16 protein-coding genes are annotated in these 21,028 nt (G+C 54.7%); 7 read left to right on the top strand and 9 right to left on the bottom strand.

What is annotated here, in order from left to right; translation table 11 throughout:
* Positions 1-386 precede the first annotated feature (386 nt).
* From aceE to ACCI51_RS06670, 5 genes are all read left to right on the top strand, one after another.
* Positions 387-3,056, top strand: a complete 2,670-nt coding sequence (aceE, locus tag ACCI51_RS06690; RefSeq protein ID WP_371843049.1) for a pyruvate dehydrogenase (acetyl-transferring), homodimeric type — start codon at positions 387-389, stop codon at positions 3,054-3,056.
* Positions 3,057-3,073: 17 nt separating this feature from the next.
* A complete protein-coding gene (gene aceF / locus ACCI51_RS06685) occupies positions 3,074-4,732 on the top strand; it encodes a dihydrolipoyllysine-residue acetyltransferase (protein ID WP_371843048.1) in 1,659 nt (552 codons plus the stop codon).
* Between the two features lie 254 nt (positions 4,733-4,986).
* The gene (locus ACCI51_RS06680; protein WP_371843047.1) at positions 4,987-5,256 is read left to right on the top strand and encodes a hypothetical protein; all 270 of its coding nucleotides are present in this window, start codon (positions 4,987-4,989) and stop codon (positions 5,254-5,256) included.
* Between the two features lie 113 nt (positions 5,257-5,369).
* Positions 5,370-5,666, top strand: coding sequence for a hypothetical protein (locus ACCI51_RS06675; protein WP_299579962.1), 297 nt, complete (start codon positions 5,370-5,372; stop codon positions 5,664-5,666).
* Complete coding sequence (locus ACCI51_RS06670; RefSeq protein ID WP_371843046.1) at positions 5,656-5,943, top strand: hypothetical protein; 288 nt, start codon at positions 5,656-5,658, stop codon at positions 5,941-5,943. The genes ACCI51_RS06675 and ACCI51_RS06670 overlap by 11 nt, the downstream gene beginning before the upstream one ends.
* 128 nt (positions 5,944-6,071) lie before the next feature.
* Here the strand turns inward: ACCI51_RS06670 and ACCI51_RS06665 are convergent, their stop codons facing one another.
* Positions 6,072-6,854: a glycosyltransferase domain-containing protein gene (locus ACCI51_RS06665; protein ID WP_455363772.1), complete on the bottom strand. Its 783-nt coding sequence runs from the start codon at positions 6,852-6,854 to the stop codon at positions 6,072-6,074.
* 237 nt (positions 6,855-7,091) lie between these two features.
* On the opposite strand from ACCI51_RS06665, the gene ACCI51_RS06660 reads away from it, so the two are divergent.
* Positions 7,092-7,472, top strand: a complete 381-nt coding sequence (locus ACCI51_RS06660) for a hypothetical protein (RefSeq protein ID WP_371843043.1) — start codon at positions 7,092-7,094, stop codon at positions 7,470-7,472.
* 77 nt (positions 7,473-7,549) lie between these two features.
* Here the strand turns inward: ACCI51_RS06660 and ACCI51_RS06655 are convergent, their stop codons facing one another.
* Both ACCI51_RS06655 and ACCI51_RS06650 read right to left on the bottom strand, forming a co-directional pair.
* Complete coding sequence (locus ACCI51_RS06655; RefSeq protein ID WP_371843042.1) at positions 7,550-10,744, bottom strand: efflux RND transporter permease subunit; 3,195 nt, start codon at positions 10,742-10,744, stop codon at positions 7,550-7,552.
* Positions 10,745-10,840: 96 nt separating this feature from the next.
* Complete coding sequence (locus ACCI51_RS06650) at positions 10,841-11,983, bottom strand: efflux RND transporter periplasmic adaptor subunit (protein ID WP_371843040.1); 1,143 nt, start codon at positions 11,981-11,983, stop codon at positions 10,841-10,843.
* Between the two features lie 391 nt (positions 11,984-12,374).
* Here ACCI51_RS06650 and ACCI51_RS06645 point away from each other — a divergent pair, with 391 nt between their 5' ends.
* The gene (locus ACCI51_RS06645; RefSeq protein ID WP_371843039.1) at positions 12,375-13,337 is read left to right on the top strand and encodes an AraC family transcriptional regulator; all 963 of its coding nucleotides are present in this window, start codon (positions 12,375-12,377) and stop codon (positions 13,335-13,337) included.
* Here the strand turns inward: ACCI51_RS06645 and ACCI51_RS06640 are convergent.
* From ACCI51_RS06640 to ACCI51_RS06615, 6 genes are all read right to left on the bottom strand, one after another.
* The gene (locus ACCI51_RS06640) at positions 13,334-13,618 is read right to left on the bottom strand and encodes a high-potential iron-sulfur protein (protein ID WP_299579940.1); all 285 of its coding nucleotides are present in this window, start codon (positions 13,616-13,618) and stop codon (positions 13,334-13,336) included. The genes ACCI51_RS06645 and ACCI51_RS06640 overlap by 4 nt on opposite strands.
* 163 nt (positions 13,619-13,781) lie before the next feature.
* The gene (locus tag ACCI51_RS06635; protein ID WP_371843038.1) at positions 13,782-16,103 is read right to left on the bottom strand and encodes an immune inhibitor A domain-containing protein; all 2,322 of its coding nucleotides are present in this window, start codon (positions 16,101-16,103) and stop codon (positions 13,782-13,784) included.
* Between the two features lie 311 nt (positions 16,104-16,414).
* The gene (locus ACCI51_RS06630) at positions 16,415-17,749 is read right to left on the bottom strand and encodes a sensor histidine kinase (RefSeq protein ID WP_371843037.1); all 1,335 of its coding nucleotides are present in this window, start codon (positions 17,747-17,749) and stop codon (positions 16,415-16,417) included.
* A complete protein-coding gene (locus tag ACCI51_RS06625) occupies positions 17,749-19,101 on the bottom strand; it encodes a sigma-54-dependent transcriptional regulator (RefSeq protein ID WP_299579931.1) in 1,353 nt (450 codons plus the stop codon). The genes ACCI51_RS06630 and ACCI51_RS06625 overlap by 1 nt, the downstream gene beginning before the upstream one ends.
* A 109-nt stretch (positions 19,102-19,210) precedes the next feature.
* A complete protein-coding gene (locus tag ACCI51_RS06620) occupies positions 19,211-19,744 on the bottom strand; it encodes a nuclear transport factor 2 family protein (protein ID WP_299579928.1) in 534 nt (177 codons plus the stop codon).
* Positions 19,745-19,814: 70 nt separating this feature from the next.
* Positions 19,815-21,023, bottom strand: coding sequence for an ABC transporter permease (locus tag ACCI51_RS06615; protein ID WP_299579925.1), 1,209 nt, complete (start codon positions 21,021-21,023; stop codon positions 19,815-19,817).
* Between the last annotated feature and the right edge of the window lie 5 nt (positions 21,024-21,028).

Below are 21,028 nucleotides of genomic sequence, written 5' to 3'. Positions count from 1 at the left end.
TCCGGTAAAACACAAAAAAGAAAAATAATTGTTTTACCATTTTGTTTTGTTTGTTACTAACCGTCCTATCTGGAAAATTTTTTGTAGTAATACTACAATCCTCTCCGCGAATAACCGGGAAAGGGGTTTTGTCCGCCACACTGCGCGGGCCCCGGAACAGATAATTACAGTCAAACTAAGCACTCGCGGCACAGACTGGCGTCACCTTCCCTCTCCGCCATGATCGGGTGAATATCCACACCTTGTATTTCCGCCAACGATGGTGGTGAATTGGCGGAACTCTGAAAAAAAGGCAGCATTTTTTTGCCTGCGCTGTAGTTTGCCCGCGTACCGATTTATGAGAAATAGACCGACTTGATGTCGCCTAATTCGCCGAGGAGCACTTGATGCACGAAGATACCGATAACCTCGAAACGCAGGAGTGGTTGGATGCGCTGCAGGCGGTAATACGCTATAGCGGCAAAGAGCGCGCAGCCTTCCTGTTAAAGCAGCTGTCTGATCGCGCTACCGATGTGGGGGTGCAGCTGCCCGCGGCTATCACGACCCCCTACCGCAATACGATTCCACCCAGCGCGGAAAAACGCATGCCCGGCGACCTGTTTATGGAACGCCGTATCCGCTCCTTAATTCGCTGGAATGCACTGGCGATGGTGGTGCGTGCCAACCAGAATAATGACCATCTCGGCGGCCATATTTCCAGTTTCTCCTCGGCGGCCACCCTCTACGATGTGGGTTTTAACTACTTTTTCCGCGGTAACGAAGGTGAGGAGCGTGGCGATCTTGTTTTCTTCCAGGGCCACAGTGCGCCGGGTATCTACGCGCGCTCCTATCTGGAAGGGCGTTTTGATGAGGGGCAGCTGGATAACTTCCGCCGCGAAGTGAACGGCAACGGTCTTTCATCCTACCCGCACCCCTGGTTGATGCCGGAGTACTGGCAGTTCCCCACGGTCTCTATGGGATTGGGGCCGATTCAGGCGATTTATCAAGCGCATATTATGCGCTACCTGTCCGCCCGCGGTTTGTCCCCGCGTGGCGATCGCAAGGTGTGGGCTTTCCTCGGTGACGGTGAGTGTGACGAACCGGAAACACTCGGTGCCATCTCCCTGGCTGGCCGCGAGCAGCTGGAAAACCTGGTGTTCGTAGTGAATTGCAACCTGCAGCGTCTGGACGGCCCGGTGCGCGGCAACGGCAAGATCGTGCAGGAGCTGGAAGGCGTCTTCCGCGGTGCCGGTTGGAACGTGGTTAAAGTGCTTTGGGGTCGCCTGTGGGACCCGCTGCTGGAGAAAGACGACAAAGGCTTGCTGCAGAAAGTCATGGACGAAGTGGTCGATGGTGAGATGCAGAACTTCAAGGCCAACGGCGGCGCCTATACCCGCGAACACTTCTTCGGCAAATATCCAGAGCTGCTGGAGCTGGTTAAGGATATGTCCGACGACGAGATTATGAAGCTCAACCGCGGCGGCCACGACCCCTACAAAGTTTATGCGGCTTATGCTTCGGCGATGGCGCACAAGGGCCAGCCCACCGTGATCCTGGCGCAGACCGTTAAAGGCTACGGTCTGGGTTCCGCCGGCGAAGCGGCGATGGACACCCACTCGGTGAAGAAGCTGGATCTGGATTCCCTCAAGCGCTTCCGCGATCGCTTTGCTATTCCGTTGACGGACAAAGAGCTGGAGGAAGTGCCCTACTACCGCCCGTCCCCGGATAGCCCGGAAATGAAATATATGGCCGAGCGCCGCAAGACCCTGGGGGGGCCAGTGCCGCGCCGCCAGATCGAGTGCCCGAAACTGGAAGTGCCCGGCCTCGACGCCTTCAGTGCATTGATTAAGGGCTCCGGCGAGCGGGAAATCTCCACCACTATGGCGTTTGTACGCGCCATCGCCGCGCTGGTGAAGGACAAGAATATCGGCAAGAACATCGCGCCGATCGTTCCGGACGAAGCGCGCACCTTTGGTATGGAAGGGCTATTCCGCCAGCTGGGGATCTACTCCTCCCAGGGGCAGCGTTACACCCCGGTGGATCACGGCCAGATCATGTATTACAAGGAAGACAAGAAGGGCCAGGTACTGGAAGAAGGCATCAACGAAGCTGGCGCTATGTCCACCTGGATGGCGTTGGCCACGGCCTACAGCAACCACGGCGTGCCGATGGTGCCTTTTTATATCTACTACTCCATGTTCGGCTTCCAGCGTATTGGTGACCTGGCCTGGGCCGCTGGCGATATGCAGGCGCGCGGCTTCCTCATCGGCGCCACCGCCGGCCGCACTACGTTGAACGGCGAAGGTTTACAGCACCAGGATGGCCACAGCCATGTATTGTCCTCAACAATCCCCAATTGTCGCAGTTACGATCCGGCTTACGGGTACGAGCTGGCCGTGGTGATGCAGCGCGGTCTGAGAGAGATGTACGAAGAGCAGAAGAACCTCTTCTATTACATCACCATCGAGAACGAAAACTATCTGCAGCCGGAAATGCCCCAGGGGGTGGAAGAAGGCATTATTCGCGGTATCTACAAGCTGCAGTCCAACGTCAAGAAAGGCGCCAAAGGCAAAACGGCGAAGAAACATGTACAGCTGATTGGCGGCGGTACCATTTTGCGCGAAGTGCTGGCAGCGGCGGACATTCTCGCCGATCAGTTTGGTGTGACCTCCGATGTCTGGAGCCTCACCTCTGCCGTGGAAGCGGCCCGTGAAGGTCAGGACGTGGCGCGCTGGAATATGCTGCACCCGCAAGCCGAAACACGCAAAGCCTGGATCACCCAACAGTTCGAAGGCAACACGGCTCCGGTGATCGCTTCCACCGATTACATCCGTTCCTATGTGGAGCCGCTGCGCGAATTTATCGACGGCGAACTGACTACTCTGGGCACCGATGGCTTCGGTCGCAGTGACACCCGCGAGCAACTGCGTCGCTTCTTCGAAGTGGATCGTAACTATGTGGTGATCGCCGCTCTGAACGGCCTGGCCAAGCAGGGGGTGATGGATGCGAAAGAGGTTGCGGAAGCGATTGTGACACTCAATATCGACGCCGAAAAAGTTAACCCGCGCATCAGCTAAGAGAAGGCAGAACTCCTATGGCAAAACAAGTCATTAAAGTGCCTGATCTCGGTGGTGCCGATCAGGTGGATGTAATTGAGATCTCTGTGGCTGTCGGCGATATCGTCGCGCAAGAGGATTCTCTGATTGTGGTGGAGGGCGATAAGGCCTCCATGGATGTACCGGCCCCGGTGGCCGGCAAAATTCTCAGTATTACCGTTAAGGAGGGTGACAAGGTCTCCGAGGGTGATGAGATTGGAGAAATTGAAACCGAGACAGCAGTGGAGGCTGAACCAGAGTCCAGTCAGGCCCCGGTGCAGGATAGCCAGTCAATTCCTGAGCCCGCTGCGGAGCCGCAAGCCGAGGCAAAAGTGAAGCCTAAAGGCGGTGCCGAATCGAAAGAGGAGGCTATTCAGGTTCCCGATCTGGGCGGTGCCGATGCCGTGGACGTGATTGAGATCTCTGTGCAGCCCGGCGATACGGTCGCCGAGGGCGACTCCCTGATTGTGGTGGAAGGCGACAAAGCTTCCATGGATATACCTTCGCCGAGCGCGGGTACCGTGGTTTCCATCGCCGTCAAAGAGGGCGATAAAGTTTCCACTGGCGATGCGTTGGGTGTCTTAAAAGTGGCTGCCGAAGGTAATGTTGCGCCCGCCGCTACAGCAGCGCCGAGCCAGGAGTCTGCGCCTGCGGCCCAAACTGAGCCTCAACAGACTCCGGAAACGGTTGAGCCACCCGCGGTTCCACAGAAAGACCACCTGTTGGAGCGGGATCTCACGGTAGCCGCTCAGGTTTACGCCGGCCCCGCCGTGCGCAAATTGGCGCGGGAGTTAGGTGTCACCTTGAACAAGGTGAAGGCCAGTGGTCCGCGCAACCGTGTGACCAAGGATGACCTGCACAATTATATTCGCGAGCAGGTGAAAAAAGCAGAGAGCGGCGCTGTGGGTGTTGGCGGTGGTATCGGTATCGCGAAGATGCCGGATATCGACTTCAGCCAATTTGGTCCGGTGACAATGGAGCCTATGAGCAAGATCCATAAAATCACCGCGGCCAATATGTCGCGCAACTGGCTCAATGTGCCCCATGTCACTCAGTTTGACGATGCTGATATCACCGAGCTCGAGGACTTCCGCAAGTCTATGAAGGCCGAGGCGGAGAAGCGCGGTGTAAGGCTCACCCCGGTGCCTTTCCTGCTAAAAGCGGTGGCCGCCGCCTTGCGCGCAGAGCCCAGTTTCAATGTGTCCCTGCACAACGATGGCGAGCAGATTGTGCACAAGGACTACGTGCATGTGGGCATGGCGGTGGATACGCCGAAAGGTCTGATGGTGCCGGTCATTCGCGATGTGGATAAAAAGGGTCTATACGAATTGGCGGCTGAGGCCGCGGAGATGGCTCTGAAAGCCCGCGACGGTAAGCTCAAGCCCAATGAAATGCAGGGTGCCTGCTTTACCATTTCGAGCCTGGGTGCTATCGGTGGTAGCGGATTTACCCCGATCGTTAACTCCCCGGAAGTCGGCATCCTCGGTGTTTCCAAGTTGGCTGTGAAGCCGGTGTGGAATGGTAAAGACTTTGCACCGCGGCAGATGCTGCCACTGGCACTGTCTTACGATCACCGCGCGGTGAATGGCGGTGATGCCGGGCGATTTATGACTTACCTTGTCAGCGTTCTGGCGGATGTGCGCCGTTTGCTGCTGTAGAGCGCCTCATACCACCTTGCGTTCGATTCAAAAAAGCGGCCATAGGCCGCTTTTTTTATTGGTACTGGTCACCTGGTTAAAAGCGTCCCCTCTACAGGGGGGGGTGAAAAAAAGTGCTTAAAATGGCGTCAAAAACATCCAAACAATGAATAGTGCGCATAAATGACTCGGCGCCAGCTGGCCGGGTATTCCTCGACAGCTAGACTTTCTGAAAGACAGCGATCAGCGTAACACTGAAAGTGGAGTGTCGAATCATGAGGCTTTCAAGGGAATTCGCCCTGCCGCTTGTGGCGGTACTGGCGGTGCAGGGCTGCCTGTTTTTACCCGCCGAAGAGGTAGAGGGTGAAGACCCTTTCTTTTTTGAGGTTGAGGCGAGCAAAGAGGAAAGCGGTTTTGTCGATGCTGGCACAGCGCTTTCCGCATCTGCTCAGGTCTTGCCGGCTAACTTTGAATGTGACAGGGATTGTGCCATCCAGGTGTATGACTCTAACACCTGGTTTTTTCCGGTCCTGCGGGTGTATTAAGCCGCGCGGGAAGGTTTGCACAAGACCGCGCGTGGAGTTGTCGCTGCGCCCCCCGGTCTTTTACCGAAGTACGCGAAGTTAGCTTCGCGTGGTACCGATACGGAGGCATGCCCATGCAACAATTCCCACTGGTTATTTCTGCACTATCTACTGTTCTTCTACTCTCGGCTTGTGGCACATCGGATACTCGCAACCAAGTGGTTTACCCCACTAGCGCGCCAATGCCCCGCCACGCGGAGTACCGCGCTTACCCGTCCCCATCCATGCCCGCGGCCCCCTCGGTACGAAAATCCAATTACTCCAGTTGTCCTGGCGATTCTGAGGAACTGGCGCCGGGCTCTATTTGCCCTTCCAGTGCCCGTTGCTTTGATATTTCTGGTGGAAGGCGTTGTATTTCCTATGAAGACTAAAATTTTTCTGTCTTTGTTAGTTTTGCAGCTGCTTATTGGCTGTGCCGATGGGTTTTGGCAGGACTTGAACGGTACGGCAATTTATTACACTTACAAGACCAGCCCCGTTCCGCCGGATGAGCAGACCGCCTTTCCGCGCTTTTGCCTGGCTTGTGATGTCTATATGGGGGACCTGAGTAACTGTATTGCTGAGGGAGTGCACTGCTACCAGTTGGATACGGGGAACTGGTGTGCCGGACCCTATTCACCTTTTGAGTTGAGTTACAGTTTTTACTAAGGGCTACACAGATAGGATTTATGCCGGGTGCGAGAATAATTTGACCCGGCCAAACCAGTTGATTATATCGGGATTCATCAACAGCACATGAACAGGGAAACCTGTGCTTTGGCGGTGTGGAGCTGGGATTATTTCAGTAGCGTTTTAATATGCTCTTTGATTGAATTGCCAATATAATATTTTAAACCGGTAAACGTTTTTCTGATGTTCACCTCTGGGCAGTATTCATAACCCAATTCTTCCAACAGGACATGCAGATTTTTTTTGATGCCAACAGAGAACCAGCTGCATGGAAAAGAGATAATGCTGGGATTCTGTCCGTTGTGTAGATAAATTTCTCCGCAATGGATATGGCTGATTTGATTGAGTAGATTGTAACTGCTGTCGGCGAAATCAAAGTTATAAAAGAGCTTGAAGTCGCGGTCTATGTCCATTTCAGTTGGGGCGTGATGGGCATAATAGCGCCGGATCATTTTCTGATCATCGTGATAGTTCGGGTAGATCTCCTGAGCCGAATGGAACAGTGTTTTCAATGCTTTTACTTTGCCGATAAAAATCCCAGTGGAAAAAATATGCTCACCAGGAAAAAACAATTTTTCAAAAAAACCCTGGGCGCCCCCATGCTGGTGATCATTGGAAAAAATGATTTCCTTGTTAAAGGAAAGGTAGTTTTTTTCAAGATGGCGAATTGGCGGAAGTATTAATGAATCGAAACCGTCCAGGTAACAGACGCTGTCTTCTTCGGGCAGGCGGTGAAAGAAGGGGAGTAAAATATCTATTTTTGATGAAAAATCCTTCCATGGATGGTCGCGCCCGAGGATGCTTAACGATACGTCATTGCGTATGGCGGATTCCTGCAGTACAGGAAACATTCTTTCTGAGTGGGTGGCAATAGTGGCGATATGCAACATGATTTGAGGAGGGGACCTTGAGACTTGTAACTTTCTATTGCGGCAAAGGTTTCTTCGCCCTACGCATGAAGTCTAGCCGAGCCTCTGGGGTGGGGCGGTGGACTTGTAGGGTCGCCCCTGCATCGGCGTGCGGATGCATTATCCTTTCTATGGTATTCCCTTTTGGTGCGGGGTTTGGCTCTCAGGCTTGGCACCTGTGGGTGGACAGAGCTTTCCATGAAATAAAACAGGCTGGTAATGATAGGCGCCAAAAAAAGCTGGATTCGCAGTGTCTGTATCGCGATTGATCAGCTCGGCAATGCCATTGCAGGGGGGAATCCCGGCGCCACCATATCTGCACGGTGCGGCTATTTCACCCGCGTAAAGGAAACCTCCTTTCGTCGCTACTGGCGGATATTGGAGTGGATGATCAATTTTGCTTTTCTGCCTATCGATGGCCCGGATCACTGTTACCGCTGTTATCTTTGGGACCACACGGAAAAGCATGAAGAGGGCAGTGATTTTATGCGTGCACTGCTGGGAATGATCGTGATTTGGTTCTGCGTGCCACTCTGCCTGTTTACCTGGCTCTATGTGTTTATCTTCCCCAGCGCCCGCTGGCGCAAAGAGAAAGGTTAGGCAAAAAAAAGCCCCCGTGCACAGAGTGCAGCGGGGGCTTAGGGGTGACCTGGGGTAAAGGGCCAAAGATTGAGTGTCTAGCCGTGGCTCGGCTCTTTCATGGGGCTCGTGATCAGCGTTGGTTCGTCGGTTTTTTGTGTGATGGCGAGGTTGCTACCGGCGAGCTTGCGCAGTGCGACATAAAACACCGGGGTGAGGAAGAGGCCGAACAGGGTCACGCCAATCATACCGGTGAATACAGTAATGCCCATGGCATTGCGCACCTCGGCGCCGGCACCACTGGCCAGTACCAGAGGTATTACACCGGCGATAAATGCCACCGAGGTCATAATGATCGGGCGCAGACGCATCCGACAGGCTTCCAGCGCCGCTTCTACAGTGCCCTTGCCATCCATTTCCAGCTCGCGGGCAAACTCCACAATTAGAATGGCGTTCTTACAGGCGAGCCCCATCAGTACGACCAAACCCACCTGTACAAAGACATTGTTATCCCCGCCGGTTGCCCAGACGCCAAACAGCGCGGCAAGCAGACACATGGGCACGATCAGGATGACCGCCAGCGGCATAATCCAGCTCTCGTAGAGGGCTGCCAGCACCAAAAACACCAGCAGTACCGCGAGGGGGAAGACCACCATGGCGGCGTTACCCTGATTGACCTGCTGGAAACTCAGGTCTGTCCACTGGATCTGCATCCCCGGGGGCAGGGTCTGGCTGGCCACTTTCTCCACCGCAGCCAACGCCTCGGAAGAGGACAGCATGCTGGGGTCGGACTGGCCCATCAGGTCTGCTGCCGGGTAGCCGTTGTAGCGGATGACCGGGTCGGGACCGTAGCTCTGGCGCAGGGTCACCATAGTGCTAATTGGCACCATCTCCCCATTCATATTGCGGGTGTAGAGGTTGTCGAGATCCTGGACTTCATCGCGGAAAGGCGCGTCCGCCTGGGCAACCACCTGGTAGGTCCGGCCAAACAGGTTGAAGTCGTTGATGTACATGGAGCCGAAATAGAGCTGCAAGGTGCCGAACAAATCATCCATGCGCACGCCTTGGGCCTTGGCCTGCAGGCGATCCACTTCGGCATCCATCTGCGGTACATTCGCCTGGTAGGAGCTGAAGGGGTAGCTGAGACCGCTGGCCTGGCTCAGGGCACCGGCCAGCATATTGGTGGCATTTTGCAGCTCGCCGTAACCGGCGCCGCGGCGGTCCTGTACATAAAGTGTGTAACCGGAGCCGGCACCGAGCCCGAAGATCGGCGGCGGCATAAAGGTCATGGCAAAACCCTCCTTGATTTGGGAGAGCTTGCCATTCAACTCGGCGGCGATCTCGGTGGCGCTGCGTTCGCGTTCATCGAAGTCGTCAAACAGGATAAATACGGTGCCTACGTTGGGGGTGTTTGTGCTCTGCAGAGCGTTGAAACCCACAAATGCGGCGGCGTGGGACACACCCTCGGTTTCCACTGCCAGTGCACTGACACGGCGAGCCACTTCCTCGGTGCGGTCCAGGGAGGCGCCTTCCGGTAGGCGAATACTGCCCACCAGGTAAGTTTTATCTTGAGTGGGGATGAAGCCGCCGGGTACCTGCTGGAACAGGGCAAAGGTGCCGGCCAGCAGTACCAGATAGACCCCGAAAACCAATCCACGGCGCTTGAGGCTGTGGCCTACGACCCGCTGGTAGCGCTCGGAGTTGCGCTGGAAGAAGCGGTTGAATGGGCGGAAAATCCAGCCGAATAGCCGCTCGAGAATACGCGCGGGCATATCTGGCTTCACGCCGTGCGGCTTGAGTAAGGTCGCTGCCAGGGCCGGAGACAGAGTCAGTGAGTTGATCGCGGAAATGATGGTGGCGATGGCGATGGTGGTGGCGAACTGACGGTAAAACTGGCCGGTAATGCCATCCAGGAATGCCATGGGAATGAACACCGCGCACAGCACCAAGCTGATCGCCACAATGGGGCCGCTCACTTCGCGCATGGCCTGATGAGCCGCGGCCAGGGGTGTAAGCCCCTCTTCGATATTGCGCTCTACGTTTTCCACCACCACGATGGCGTCATCCACCACGATGCCGATGGCCAGCACCATCGCGAACAGGGTCAGAGTGTTGATGGAGAAGCCCAGCATCAGCAGCACCGCGAAGGTGCCCACGATGGAAACCGGCACCGCCAACAGGGGAATCAGTGAAGCGCGCCAGGTTTGCAGGAACAGGATGACGACCAGTACTACCAGCAGAACCGCTTCGAGCAGGGTCTTGATCACGGAGTTGATCGAGGTGCTGACGAATACGGTGGGGTCGTAGGCGACTTCCCAGTCCAGGCCCTCGGGGAACTGCTCACCCAGCTCGGCCATTTTCTCGCGCACCGCGGCGGAGACTTCCAGAGAGTTGGAGCCCGGCGATTGGAAGATGGGAATGGCCACCGCCTGGCGACCGTTCAACAGGGCGCGCAGGGAGTCTTGGGAAGAGGCCAGCTCAACCCGCGCCACATCCCGCAGGCGAGTGATTTCCCCACCGGCGCCTGTTTTCAGGACCACATCGCCAAATTCCTCTTCGCTCTGCAAGCGGCCTTTGGCGTTGATGGAAATCAGGAAATCAGACCCCTCGGGCATGGGCGTGGCGCCGATTTGCCCGGCGGAGACCTGTACATTCTGCTCGCGCACGGCGTTGACGATGTCCGCTGCCGTGACACCCAGCGCCGCGGCCTTTTGCGGGTCCACCCACAGACGCATCGCGTAGTCACCGGAGCCAAAGACCGCGGCGAGGCCCACGCCGGGAATACGCGATAATTCATCGCGGATATGCAGTACGGCGTAGTTGCGGATGTAAGTGGCGTCGAGGCTGTCATCTGGGGAGATCAGATGCACCGCCATCATCAGGTTGGGGGATTGCTTCTGAGTAGTCACCCCCTGGCGGCGCACATCTTCGGGCAGGCGCGGCAGTGCCTGGGATACACGATTTTGTACCTGCACCTGGGCTTGATCTGGGTCGGTACCCAATTCAAAGGTCACATTCAGGGTCAGGGTGCCATCGCTGCCCGCCACGGATTTCATGTAGATCATGTTCTCCACACCGTTGATGGCTTCTTCGAGCGGTGTGGCGACGGTTTCGGAAATGGTCTTGGGGTTGGCTCCAGGATAGCGGGCGCTTACTTGCACGCTGGGCGGGACAACTTCGGGGTATTCACTGACCGGCAGTGACGGGATGCTGATTAACCCCACCACAAAGATAATGATCGACAGCACCGAGGCAAAAATGGGTCTGTCGACAAAGAAACGGGAAAAATTCATAGGATGCTACCCAGAGAGCGACGTGTCGGCCGCTCGGATTTCATTGCAATGACTCGTTGATCACTTGGCGCCCACAGGCAGTGGGCGATGTCTACGTCAGTGGCCAGCGGCCTGGGCAGCGCTGCCCGGGTTCTTTTGCGCGATCATCTCGGGGGCCACCGGCATACCGGGGAAGAAGATCTTCTGCAGACCGTTGACCACAATCTTGTCGCCGGTTTCGAGGCCGCTGCGGATCAGAGTGCGGGACCCCTGTCGCGGTCCCACCTGCACCGGGCGGCGCTCGGTGATGTTGTCCTGGTTGACCACATAGACGTAACGGCGGTCCTGGTCGGTCAGAACAGCCTTGCTGTCGATTAATACCGCTTGAGTCATCTCCTCGATCGGCATTTCTACACGGGCGAACTGGCCGGGCTGAAAGGTGCCGTCCGGGTTAGCCAGCACTGCGCGAAACTGGATGGTGCCGGTGTGGCTGTTGAGGCGGTTATCGATAAAGTCCAGTTTGCCTGTGTGGGGGTAGCCTTTTTCACCGGCGAGGCCGATATGTACCTGGGGGCTGGCGTCTGCATCCAACAGGGTGCGACTGGCGCCAAAAGTCTGCTCGTCACTCTCGAAATACACGTACATGGGGTCCACGGAAACCAGGGTGGTCAGTAGAGTGCTATCCGCATTGGCCAGATTCCCACGGGTGACCAGGGCGCGGCTGACGCGGCCGCTAATCGGTGCCTTCACCTCGGTGTAATGCAGGTCGAGACGCGCGTTTTCCAGCGCTGCTTCGGCGGAGCCCAGGGCGGCGCGCTCGACATCCCGTGCAGACAAGCGCCGGTCATATTCCTCGCGCGAAATCGCCTTGCTGCTCAGCAGCTGTTGGGCGCGCTTGGCCTGCTTCTCGCTGAAGGAAACCTGACTGCGTACGCGCTGAAGATCGGCTTCGGCGGCGCGCAGTCGGGCTTTGTAGGGACGCTGATCGATAGTGAAGAGTACGTCGCCGCGCTCAACTAGAGCGCCTTCGGTAAACGATACCCGATCGATATAACCACTGACACGGGGGCGCAATGCCACCGTTTCTGGGGCGACGACACGTCCGGTGAAGCTGCGCCACAAGGTAGTAGCCTCGGTGCTGACTTGAGCTATCTCGACCGCCGGGGGTGGTGGCATCTGCCCGGAGGGCTTATCGGTGCCACAACCGGCCAATACCAGTGCGGATAGGCCTAACAAGGTGGCGGTAAGTTTCTTCACCATTACGCGTGTACTCCCTTTGCTTCGGAAGAGGGGGCGCCGCTAGGCAGTCCCCTCAGTTGGGACGCAACTTTAAGGGGGGGCAAGCAGGGAGCGGTAACCGGTAACTATTGGTTGATTGCCTATTTCTATTTTTGTTGATGGGGCTGCGGATTCAACCGGACTTTTCAGTTTCCTAGTTAGTACTGTATATATAACTAGCTTTTTCTTGTTGAGTTCATGTTTCTGCTGAGTTATTGCAGTGATTTGACTGAAAGAAATCGCTTGAGGTTACCTATTACTACACGGTGATTGCCCAATCCTGCAAAGCCCTGCTTGAATTGCCTAAAACTCCGTATACTTCGATCCATCTTGTTTGATGCTGCCCACCCGCAAGCGGGCGCGAGGGAAAACTATGAGCCGCGAAGATACAGTGAGAGCAGAAATGGTTGTGCCGGATCTGGAGCCGGCGCGACAGAAGCTTATCCAAAGTTTGATGCGCCAGGCCCCAGAGCAGGGCCTGATGGAGACTAGCCTCAATGGTCTGGCCCTGATTCGCTGCAATGAGCCGCTTGCCTGTGCCTCCTCGGTCTATGCGCCCTCTCTGAACTTTATTATCCAGGGCAGCAAGACTCTGGAGTTGGGGGACAGGGAAATTTCCTATAGGCCGCTCAGTTATGTGGCGACTTCGGTTCACCTGCCGATTTTGGGGCGGGTTGAGCGGGCCTCTGTGGATGTGCCCTTTCTCGGAGTGAAGTTGACCATCGATCCCAAGGAAGTGGCGGATCTGGTTCTGGAGCTGGGGGATAAAGCCCCGGGCATCGAGGCCGGTTACGACTGCCCGGAGGTGAGCTGTGGACTCTGTGTGACCCAGATGGACCAGGGGATCCTGGATGCAGTGAGCCGCCTGGTGCACCTGGCGGAAGATCCTGTGGATGCGCAAATATTGGCCCCCATGGCGCGGAGGGAGATTATTTATCGAGCCCTGATGGGAGAGATAGGGGCGCGGATGCGCAAGTTCGCTATGGCCGACAGCCAGGCAAATCGGGTGTCGCGGGTGATCGAAGTCCTCAAGGATCGTTTTTCCGAGCCCCTGCGTATCAGCGATCTGGCTGAGCAGGCCAATATGAGTGAGTCCTCCCTGTACCACAGCTTCAAACAGATCACTCGTATGTCACCACTTCAGTTTCAAAAGAAACTGCGCCTGCACGAGGCCCGCCGGCTGATGCTGTCCGAAGGGCTGGAGGCGGCCTCCGCAAGTTATCGGGTGGGCTATGAGAGCCCCTCCCATTTCAGCCGGGAGTACAGCCGAATGTTCGGCCTACCGCCGCGCGCGGATGTGAGCAAACTGCGTGGCGAACTGCGGGTGCCGGCTTAATCCGAGGTGGCATTGCCCTGCTTGAGCACAAACAGGCTGCACCAGCCCTCTGGACTGATATCCCCCTCCACCACAATACAGGCATTGGGCGGGGTAAACAGCTGGCAGTCCACGCACTTCTTGCCGTCTTTTGGGGTGTCTTGATAATTGACCGCTTCTTTTTTCGCTTTGATCTGGGCATTGGCCCGGTCTGTAGCGATCAGTGTCGCCGGCAGTATTACCAGGGCGCTCCCGGACAATCTTAGAAACTTTCTGCGGGAAATATTCTGTGGCTTTTCCATTGGCAAAATATCCAAAATGCTTTGCAAGAGTCTTTAGCTTTTCAGATTAGCCGGATTTGGAATTTTTGCTGGAGAGGCATTTTTACTGCGGAAAAGAACGGAAGTAAGAATCAATCTTACTTCCGTGCAGGTAAGGCGACACTTTGTGTCGCCTTACAAAAAATCACTTTTTAGTGATGAATATTTTACTTACGGATTTATCCCTGCTCTGGGCAACAACACGTACTTTCAGACCGTAAGGTGTGATTGCACGGCCGGCATCGGGAATCTCATCGCTGCTAAAGCTTCTGCGATCACTGAATACCCGGTGGGGACGGTTGTGGATATCGGTCATGGTAATGCCGAACTCTTCCAGGAGGTCCAGGTTCAGCTGCTCGGCCCAGTCGACACCGAAGGTGGCATCGTGAATCTGGTAGCGAGTAGAGGCCACAGAATCATCGCTCCACTTCAGCACCTGCTGATCCGCATCCACTACGCCGAGGAAACCGTCGCCGGGGTGGATGCCAACCCAGTTATTGTCCTGGCTGGTGTCGGCATACCAAATTAGCAGCCCTTCGTTGTAGGTCAGCTGTTGGCCGGCCACATTGATGTGCGCTAGGCCCTGGTCCACACCGCGGTGGGTGCGCCACTCCAGCAGGTAGTAGTGGTCGTGCAGGTTGTAGCCGGGGTGGCGGCTGAAGCCCGTCAGGTCAAACTGGCCTTCACTCTCCGCATCGTCGAAGAGGGTGGCTTGTCCGTTGATGTTGAGTGCGATGTCATCGGCGAACAGACCTGGGTTAGCCTCATAGCCGTCGGTGGTATAGGAGATTGCCAGGTTGAACTGCTGGCCGGCGAAGGCGCTTAGATCAAACTCGGCATCGACCCAGCCACCGGAGCTGCCGGTGATACCGTTGCCTGGATTTTGCTGATTCGGATTGCTCTCGGTGGTGATGTTTCCGGGGATGGAGATAAAGCCTTCGCCCAGGTCAATCATGACCGAACCGTAGTCCCAGTCTTGCTCAATGTCATACCAGGCCTTGAAGGTCAGGCTGGCACTCTGCGCGTCGCTGAGATCGACGGGGATCACCATTGAGTTCTGCAGGTTGTTGTCACTGCCACTGAAGTAGGCGTATTCCCCACTGCTGGGTACAGTTACGACGACTTTTTTCTGGGGCAGGTCTATACGCACAGCATCGTTGTTGGTGCCCTTGTGTACAGCCTCATCCAACAGAAGTCGGACTCCTCGACGGGGGATGTCTTCGAGGGCGATGGTCTCGCCATGCAGCCAGTTACCACCGTGGTTGTGCTGTAAATACTCCTTCGCCCAGGCTGAGAAACCTGTGGGTTCGGAACCGGGAATAATACCGGCCCAGCTGCCGCTGGACATCACAGACCAGGAAGAAATGGGCTCACCGCGGCCAGAGCCATCGGTATCGTATTCATCGGGAAGGCCCAGATCGTGGCCGTACTCATGGCTGACAACGCCGGCAGCGGCATCGGCCGGCTGTACGGTGTAGTCGTAGGCTGCCATGGTTCCGCCCCAGTAGTCGACTTCCGCCGTGGTTCCCGCAATGGAGAAAATATCGCCGAGATTCCAGCGGTGCGCCCAGATGGCGTCTTCTCCCAGCTGACCGCCACCGGCCTCTTCACCCACCGAGGAGTGGAAGATCATGATGTGGTCCACAAGGCCATCGGCCTCCCAGAAATCCCCATCGCCATCCAGGTCGTAGCGGTCTTCGATATCAAAGTCGGACAGGTTAACGCTGGGATCTGCCGCAGCGGCTTGCAGTGCTTCACGCACTAGGGCGCGGGCATCGCCATCTTCGTTGTTGCCGTAGAAGGCCGCTGGCTGGCTGGCCGTGTACCAACCGGCAACCGCACCCTCCACGGAGTAGCTGTTGCCGGACTGCTGCCAGTAAAACTGCTGCATGGAGAGTAGGTTTTCACCTTGCGGGCCAGTGAAACCTTCCTGGGAGAACAGTAAGTTGGCATAGTGCTGCGCGGCGTAGTCCTCGTAGTACATATCGGTTTCCCCGGGCTCGATGCTGTTGTGGGGGAAATCGGGGAAGTCCATCAGGATAGCTAGCACCTTAGCGGTGCGCATCTCACCTTCGTAGTTTTCAAGCTGAATGGGGCCTGGCGCGCGGCCGTGGGGGTGGAAAAAGTGCCCCTTGCCTTTACCTCTCCCCAGCTTCGGGTGCTTAGCGCCGCCACGGGCGTGCTTCATCATTTGTACCGTTTCACTGGACAAATCCTGAGGCAGGCTTTGGTTTTGGCTGGCGCGCTCTTTCAGGAATTGATGCAGGGTGCGCTCGGCTTCGCTGATAGTTGCATTTTTGCTGATACGCCCGGAGCGTTTCAGCATATCGATCAGCTTGGCTTCGTTGGCGATAACCAAATCGACTTGATTATTTTGGGCTTGTGGCGAGGGGGCCGCGTAGCTGTTTGCAGCCAGCAGGCTGAAAGCCAGTGCGCTGACCGGCAGCAGACTATTAATTTTAAGCATTGATCCCTTCTTTTCATTTTTGTTTTAAAAACGAACGGCCCAGGGGTCAAGGTTTCAATAGTTGGGGCACTTTGATTGTGCACTTCTGCCTGGGCCGCAGAGGTCGGCCGCAGTTCGCAGCCGACACTTATGATTCAACGAACCAGAATGCTTTGGCCGCAATAATTTTTTTGTGACGGCCTTGGCAATACCACTATTTGCTTTTTCTTGGGTTTTATTTGGCCTATTGGGTGTCTCTAGGAAATAAAAAAATCCAATAAAGTTAATTTTTTTAAATTTATATTTCTTTTTATTTTGTACCTCTATCCGCTTTATCCCTTTGGGGTGGGTTCCGCTGCCCAGGGTAGCCAAAGGGTAATCTGCAGGCCGCCCCCGTTTCGATTTAATAATTGAATGCGCCCTCCGTGCGCATCAATAATTTCCCGGCATAGGGCCAGTCCCAGCCCCACCCCCTGTTCTTTGGTTGAGAAAAATGGCAGAAGTGCTTGCTGCAAAATTTTTTCACTCATACCGCAGCCACGGTCAGTGATCACCAGTTTCTGGCCGAGACCGTCGGTACTAATCGCCAATTCTATATCTAAGCTGTTGGAGCCCGCTTCTCGGGAATTTTTGATTAAATTGAGTAGGGCCTGCTCAATTTGTATCGGGTCAAAATAGCCAGGGTGCTCAGGCAGCCCACCCTTTAAGGAGAATTCCTGTAGGGGGGCTATACGTTCAATCAGTTCTCGCCAGTTAACTTCACGACAGCTGGGGGGAGGCAGCTTGGCAAAGCTGGCGTAGCCTTGAGTAAATTCGGTAAGGTGTTTGCAGCGCTCGGCGATAATATCGAAGACCTTTTCCAGTGCAGCGCTCTTATCTGGTTTGGCAATGAGCATTTTACCGGAATGTGCCAATGATGAAATTGGCGCCAGAGAGTTATTCAATTCGTGGCTGATTAGGCGAATCACTTTTTTCCATACTTCAACCTCGGCTCTGGTGAGCTCTTTTGTCATCTCACGCAAAACAATGAGGCGGTGCTTATGCGCATTAAGCACAAAAGTACTATTGCCGATGTGCATGGAGTGCGTGCCATTGCTATCGGAATAGTTAAACAGACCGTCTTCCCAGTGCTCGATGGCACTGGCAATTTCCTTGGGGCTATTCGGTAGTAGCTTTTGCAGCAGCAATCCCTGAATGGGCCTTCCTTCATTGAGCAATTTCTTGGCACTGCTGTTGGAATAAATAATATGTTCGCTCTGATCCACCAGAATTAAAGCCTGTGGGGAGCTCTGTATTACGGTATCAAGCAGTAGTTCTCGTTGATAAATATGGGCGCGCTCGCGTCTAAGGTGTTCCCCAATTTCGTTGTATAAATTTGTGATTTGTTGCAGCTCGACATCCCGAGGGGGGACTAGTGAAATAGAGAAATCGCCATCGCGAAAATTGAGTAATCCGTTTTGTAAGGATTTCAGAGTGGTGGTTAGGGGACTCAATGCCAAGCGAATCAAAACAATTATGAGGATAACGCCCAGGAGAAGGCCTGCGATCCAGGATAGCCGGGGGCCTAATCCTAAATATATGCCTAGCCAGGGGAGTGTGGTGCCAACAGCCAGGGCCAGGCCGGTGCAGGCAAGAATGCGCCCTTCCAGAGAAAAATACTTAGACATCAATAGGGAATACCGTGTTTTTCCAGTCGGCGATACAGTGCTTGGCGACTCATACCCAGCTCTCTGGCAGCCTGGGCGATAATGCCGTTACAGCTGGTCAGGGTTTGTTGCAGGAGTTCGCGGCTCGGTTCGAAGTTTACATCTGCTTTTTCTATTTGTGTGTGTTCCGGTAGGGCCAGCAAGTTTTCATCAATAGTTTCTTCGCGGCAAAGTACCGAAGCGCGCTGCATTACGTTCTGCAATTCGCGCACATTGCCGGGCCACAGGTAACGGGTGAGGGCAGTCACGGCTTGGGGAGATAGTTTTTTCGAATTGCTATTTTCGAGTAAAAAATTCATGGCCAGAGGAGCTATGTCCTCGGGGCGTTCACAAAGTGGGGGTAGGCGTAGTTCAATTACATTCAAGCGGTAGAACAGGTCTTGGCGAAAGATACCCTCGGCAATGGCCTTGGGCAGGTCGCTATTGGTGGCACTGATAACCCGCACTTTAACCTTACGGGTTTGGCTGCTGCCAAGGCGTTGGAACTCCCCGGTTTGCAGTACGCGTAATAATTTTACCTGGCCGCTGGCAGAGAGCTCGCCGATCTCATCGAGGAATAGAGTTCCGTTATCGGCAGCCTCGAAACGCCCCTCACGGGCCCTGTTACCCGCACCGGTATAGGCGCCGGGCTCGGCGCCAAATAATTCTGCCTCCATCAAATCTTCCGGTAGGGCACCTACATTGACCTTGACAAAGGGACCGTCGCGCAACTGGGAGTTGACTTGCACAATTTCGGCAATTTTTTCTTTTCCTGCGCCATTGGGCCCGGTGATCAGAACGGGGACATCGGATGTGGCTACCTGGGTAGCCATTTCCAGTAGTTGTTGCATTTTGTCGCTGCGATAGATGATATCGCGCAGATCATATTTTTCCTGTAACGCGCTGCGGGCATTCATCGCTTGTTGCTGGGAGGCTCGCTGGCGCTTTTGCAACTCGCCCAGTTCCAGCAGATTATTGATAGTGGCGATCAGTTTGTTGTCATCCCAGGGTTTTCCTAGGTAGTCCGCAGCGCCGGCCCGGACTAGCTCCACTGCCATTTCCAACTGGGTCCAGGCCGTGAGTAAGATTATGGGCAGGTCTGGATTTATTTCGCGAATAGCGAAAAACAGCTCGCGCCCCTCTTCTCCGGAGGTGGTATCCGCAGTGAAATTCATATCCTGGATAACCAGGCAGATATCCTTGTTTTCTCGCAGTAGCTGTAGGCCAGCCTGGGGCGTAATGGCGCACAGAGGCTGTAGCTCATGCAGTGACAGCAGTATCTCGAGAGCTGAGACGATACCGCTGTTATCGTCGATGATGAGTATTTTATCCATAGGGTCTAGGGCCAGCTTGTAAGCTGGCCATTATGCAATGAGTGGCTATTGAGGGGGAACTACGGCAGGGGTAATAGGTACCCCTAGGGACAAACTAAAGTTCTAGGCGCTACTGGCCACTGCCGGCCGGTTGGTGGTCAAAGCTCAGCACCCTGGCGAGCCTCCATTGTCCATCTACCTTTTGCCAGAGATGGGTAAACTGCCCGCTCTCACGCAGTACTTCTTTGTTGTCGGCATGAATACCATAAAAATTATGCGTTCCAGTTTGGATGGCGCCGTAGCTATTCATTGGAAATATCTTTACGCTTTTAGCGATTAACTGGCGGCGAGCCTTGATATCGCTGCCGGATTTTTGTCGTTCACACATGCTGCTGATACCATCAAGGAACTCGCGAGCTGAGCTTGCGGTTTTTCCCCACTTATCGTGGTACATTTCAAAGTCTTCGGTTACGAGTTGACTCAGTTTGTTAATGTCGCAGCTGTTGAAGACAGCATCAAAAAGCTGTGCGTCCACAGCGCTGATTTCTTTTTCTAACGCTTTTGTGACTTGGGGCCCGGCAACGACGGGGTGCTCCTGAGCAAACGCTACGCTGAAGGAGGACGACAGTGTAGAGAAGCATACTGCTAAAATATATTTGCGCATAAAAATAACCTGTATGGTTTTGGGCTGGCTCCTCGCAGAGCCGCCTTTTCAATATCCTTCGTTGCGTTTTTTAAACACTCCGAGTAGCAGTTGCTGGGGAGATATTGGCGGCGCGCAGCGCAGGTGCCAGAGCTGCAACGAGGCTCACGATTAATACTAGAAACGCACAGATGGCTAGCGGCGTCAGTGGTAGCGCCGGCTGAGAGTAGTCGCTTACCATATATTGGTTGGCAATTAATGCTGCAGCGCTACCCAGGGTAATGCCGAAACCGGCGATCAGGCAGTTTTCCAGCAGGAAATAACGGCTGATGTTACTACGTGTCGCACCCAGTGCGCGCCTTACACCAATTTGCTTGGCGCGCTGGTTAATCCAGAAAATGGTCAGGCCGACAATGCCGAGGGCCACAATAAAGCTGAGCATGGCCGCAACGATAGATAATACTTTAACCATCAGGTTGTCGCGCGCATAACTTCGAGCCACATACTCTGAAAGTACCTTAGTCTTAATCACTCTCTGCGGATCGCGTTCGGATAATTTCTGCACTAAAGTTTTCAATACTTGATCGCGCTTGCCGGGCTCGGTGCGTATTAGGTAATTTGTGTCCTGGGTATTTTTAATTGAGGGGAAGAAGGCGACATTACCGGCATTTGACCAATCTACCCAAGCACCCAGGTGCCGTTCAACCACACCGATAATTTCTATGGGATTGGAGTCGCTGCCATCAAAGAGAGGTTTTCCAATCGGGTCCTGTCCAGGATAGAGCTTTTCGGCAAACTGCTGGGTAACAACGGCAACGGCTATTTCCGGGTTTTTATTGGGTTCAGAGAACTGAATTTCCGCATCGGTGAAATTGCGGCCCGCTATTAACTTGAGACCCAGAGTATTAATAAAATGTGGATCAGTATTGTAGTAGTTTGAATTTTCTCCGCCGATTTCCTGGTTTGCTTGGGTATAGTAAGTACCTGCCGATCCCGACTGGGATAAAGGGACTTGATTTGTCACTGTAGCGTCTTTGACATCGGGAAGTGCGCGTAACAAATCCAGGTCGGCAGAGATTGCCCCGATCATATCGTAGTCCTGGGGTATCGCCATAAAGTTGAGGGCGATAATGTCCTCTACGGCAATACCGGTAGGGCGTTCTATTTTTTCAATTCGATCCTGCACAATAACAACAATATTACTGATGATTGCCAGTGTTAATGCCAGCTGTAGGGTGATTAACAGGGCTGAGACTTTGTTGCGCCAGAGGGCGGACAGCATGGGTTTTAATTCGAGCATGATTC

Origin of the sequence: Microbulbifer echini (assembly GCF_041447225.1) — a bacterium.
GTDB classification, from domain to species: domain Bacteria; phylum Pseudomonadota; class Gammaproteobacteria; order Pseudomonadales; family Cellvibrionaceae; genus Microbulbifer; species Microbulbifer echini.
Note: the sequence above shows the minus strand (reverse complement) of the source record. Positions and strands in the feature narration are given on the sequence as shown.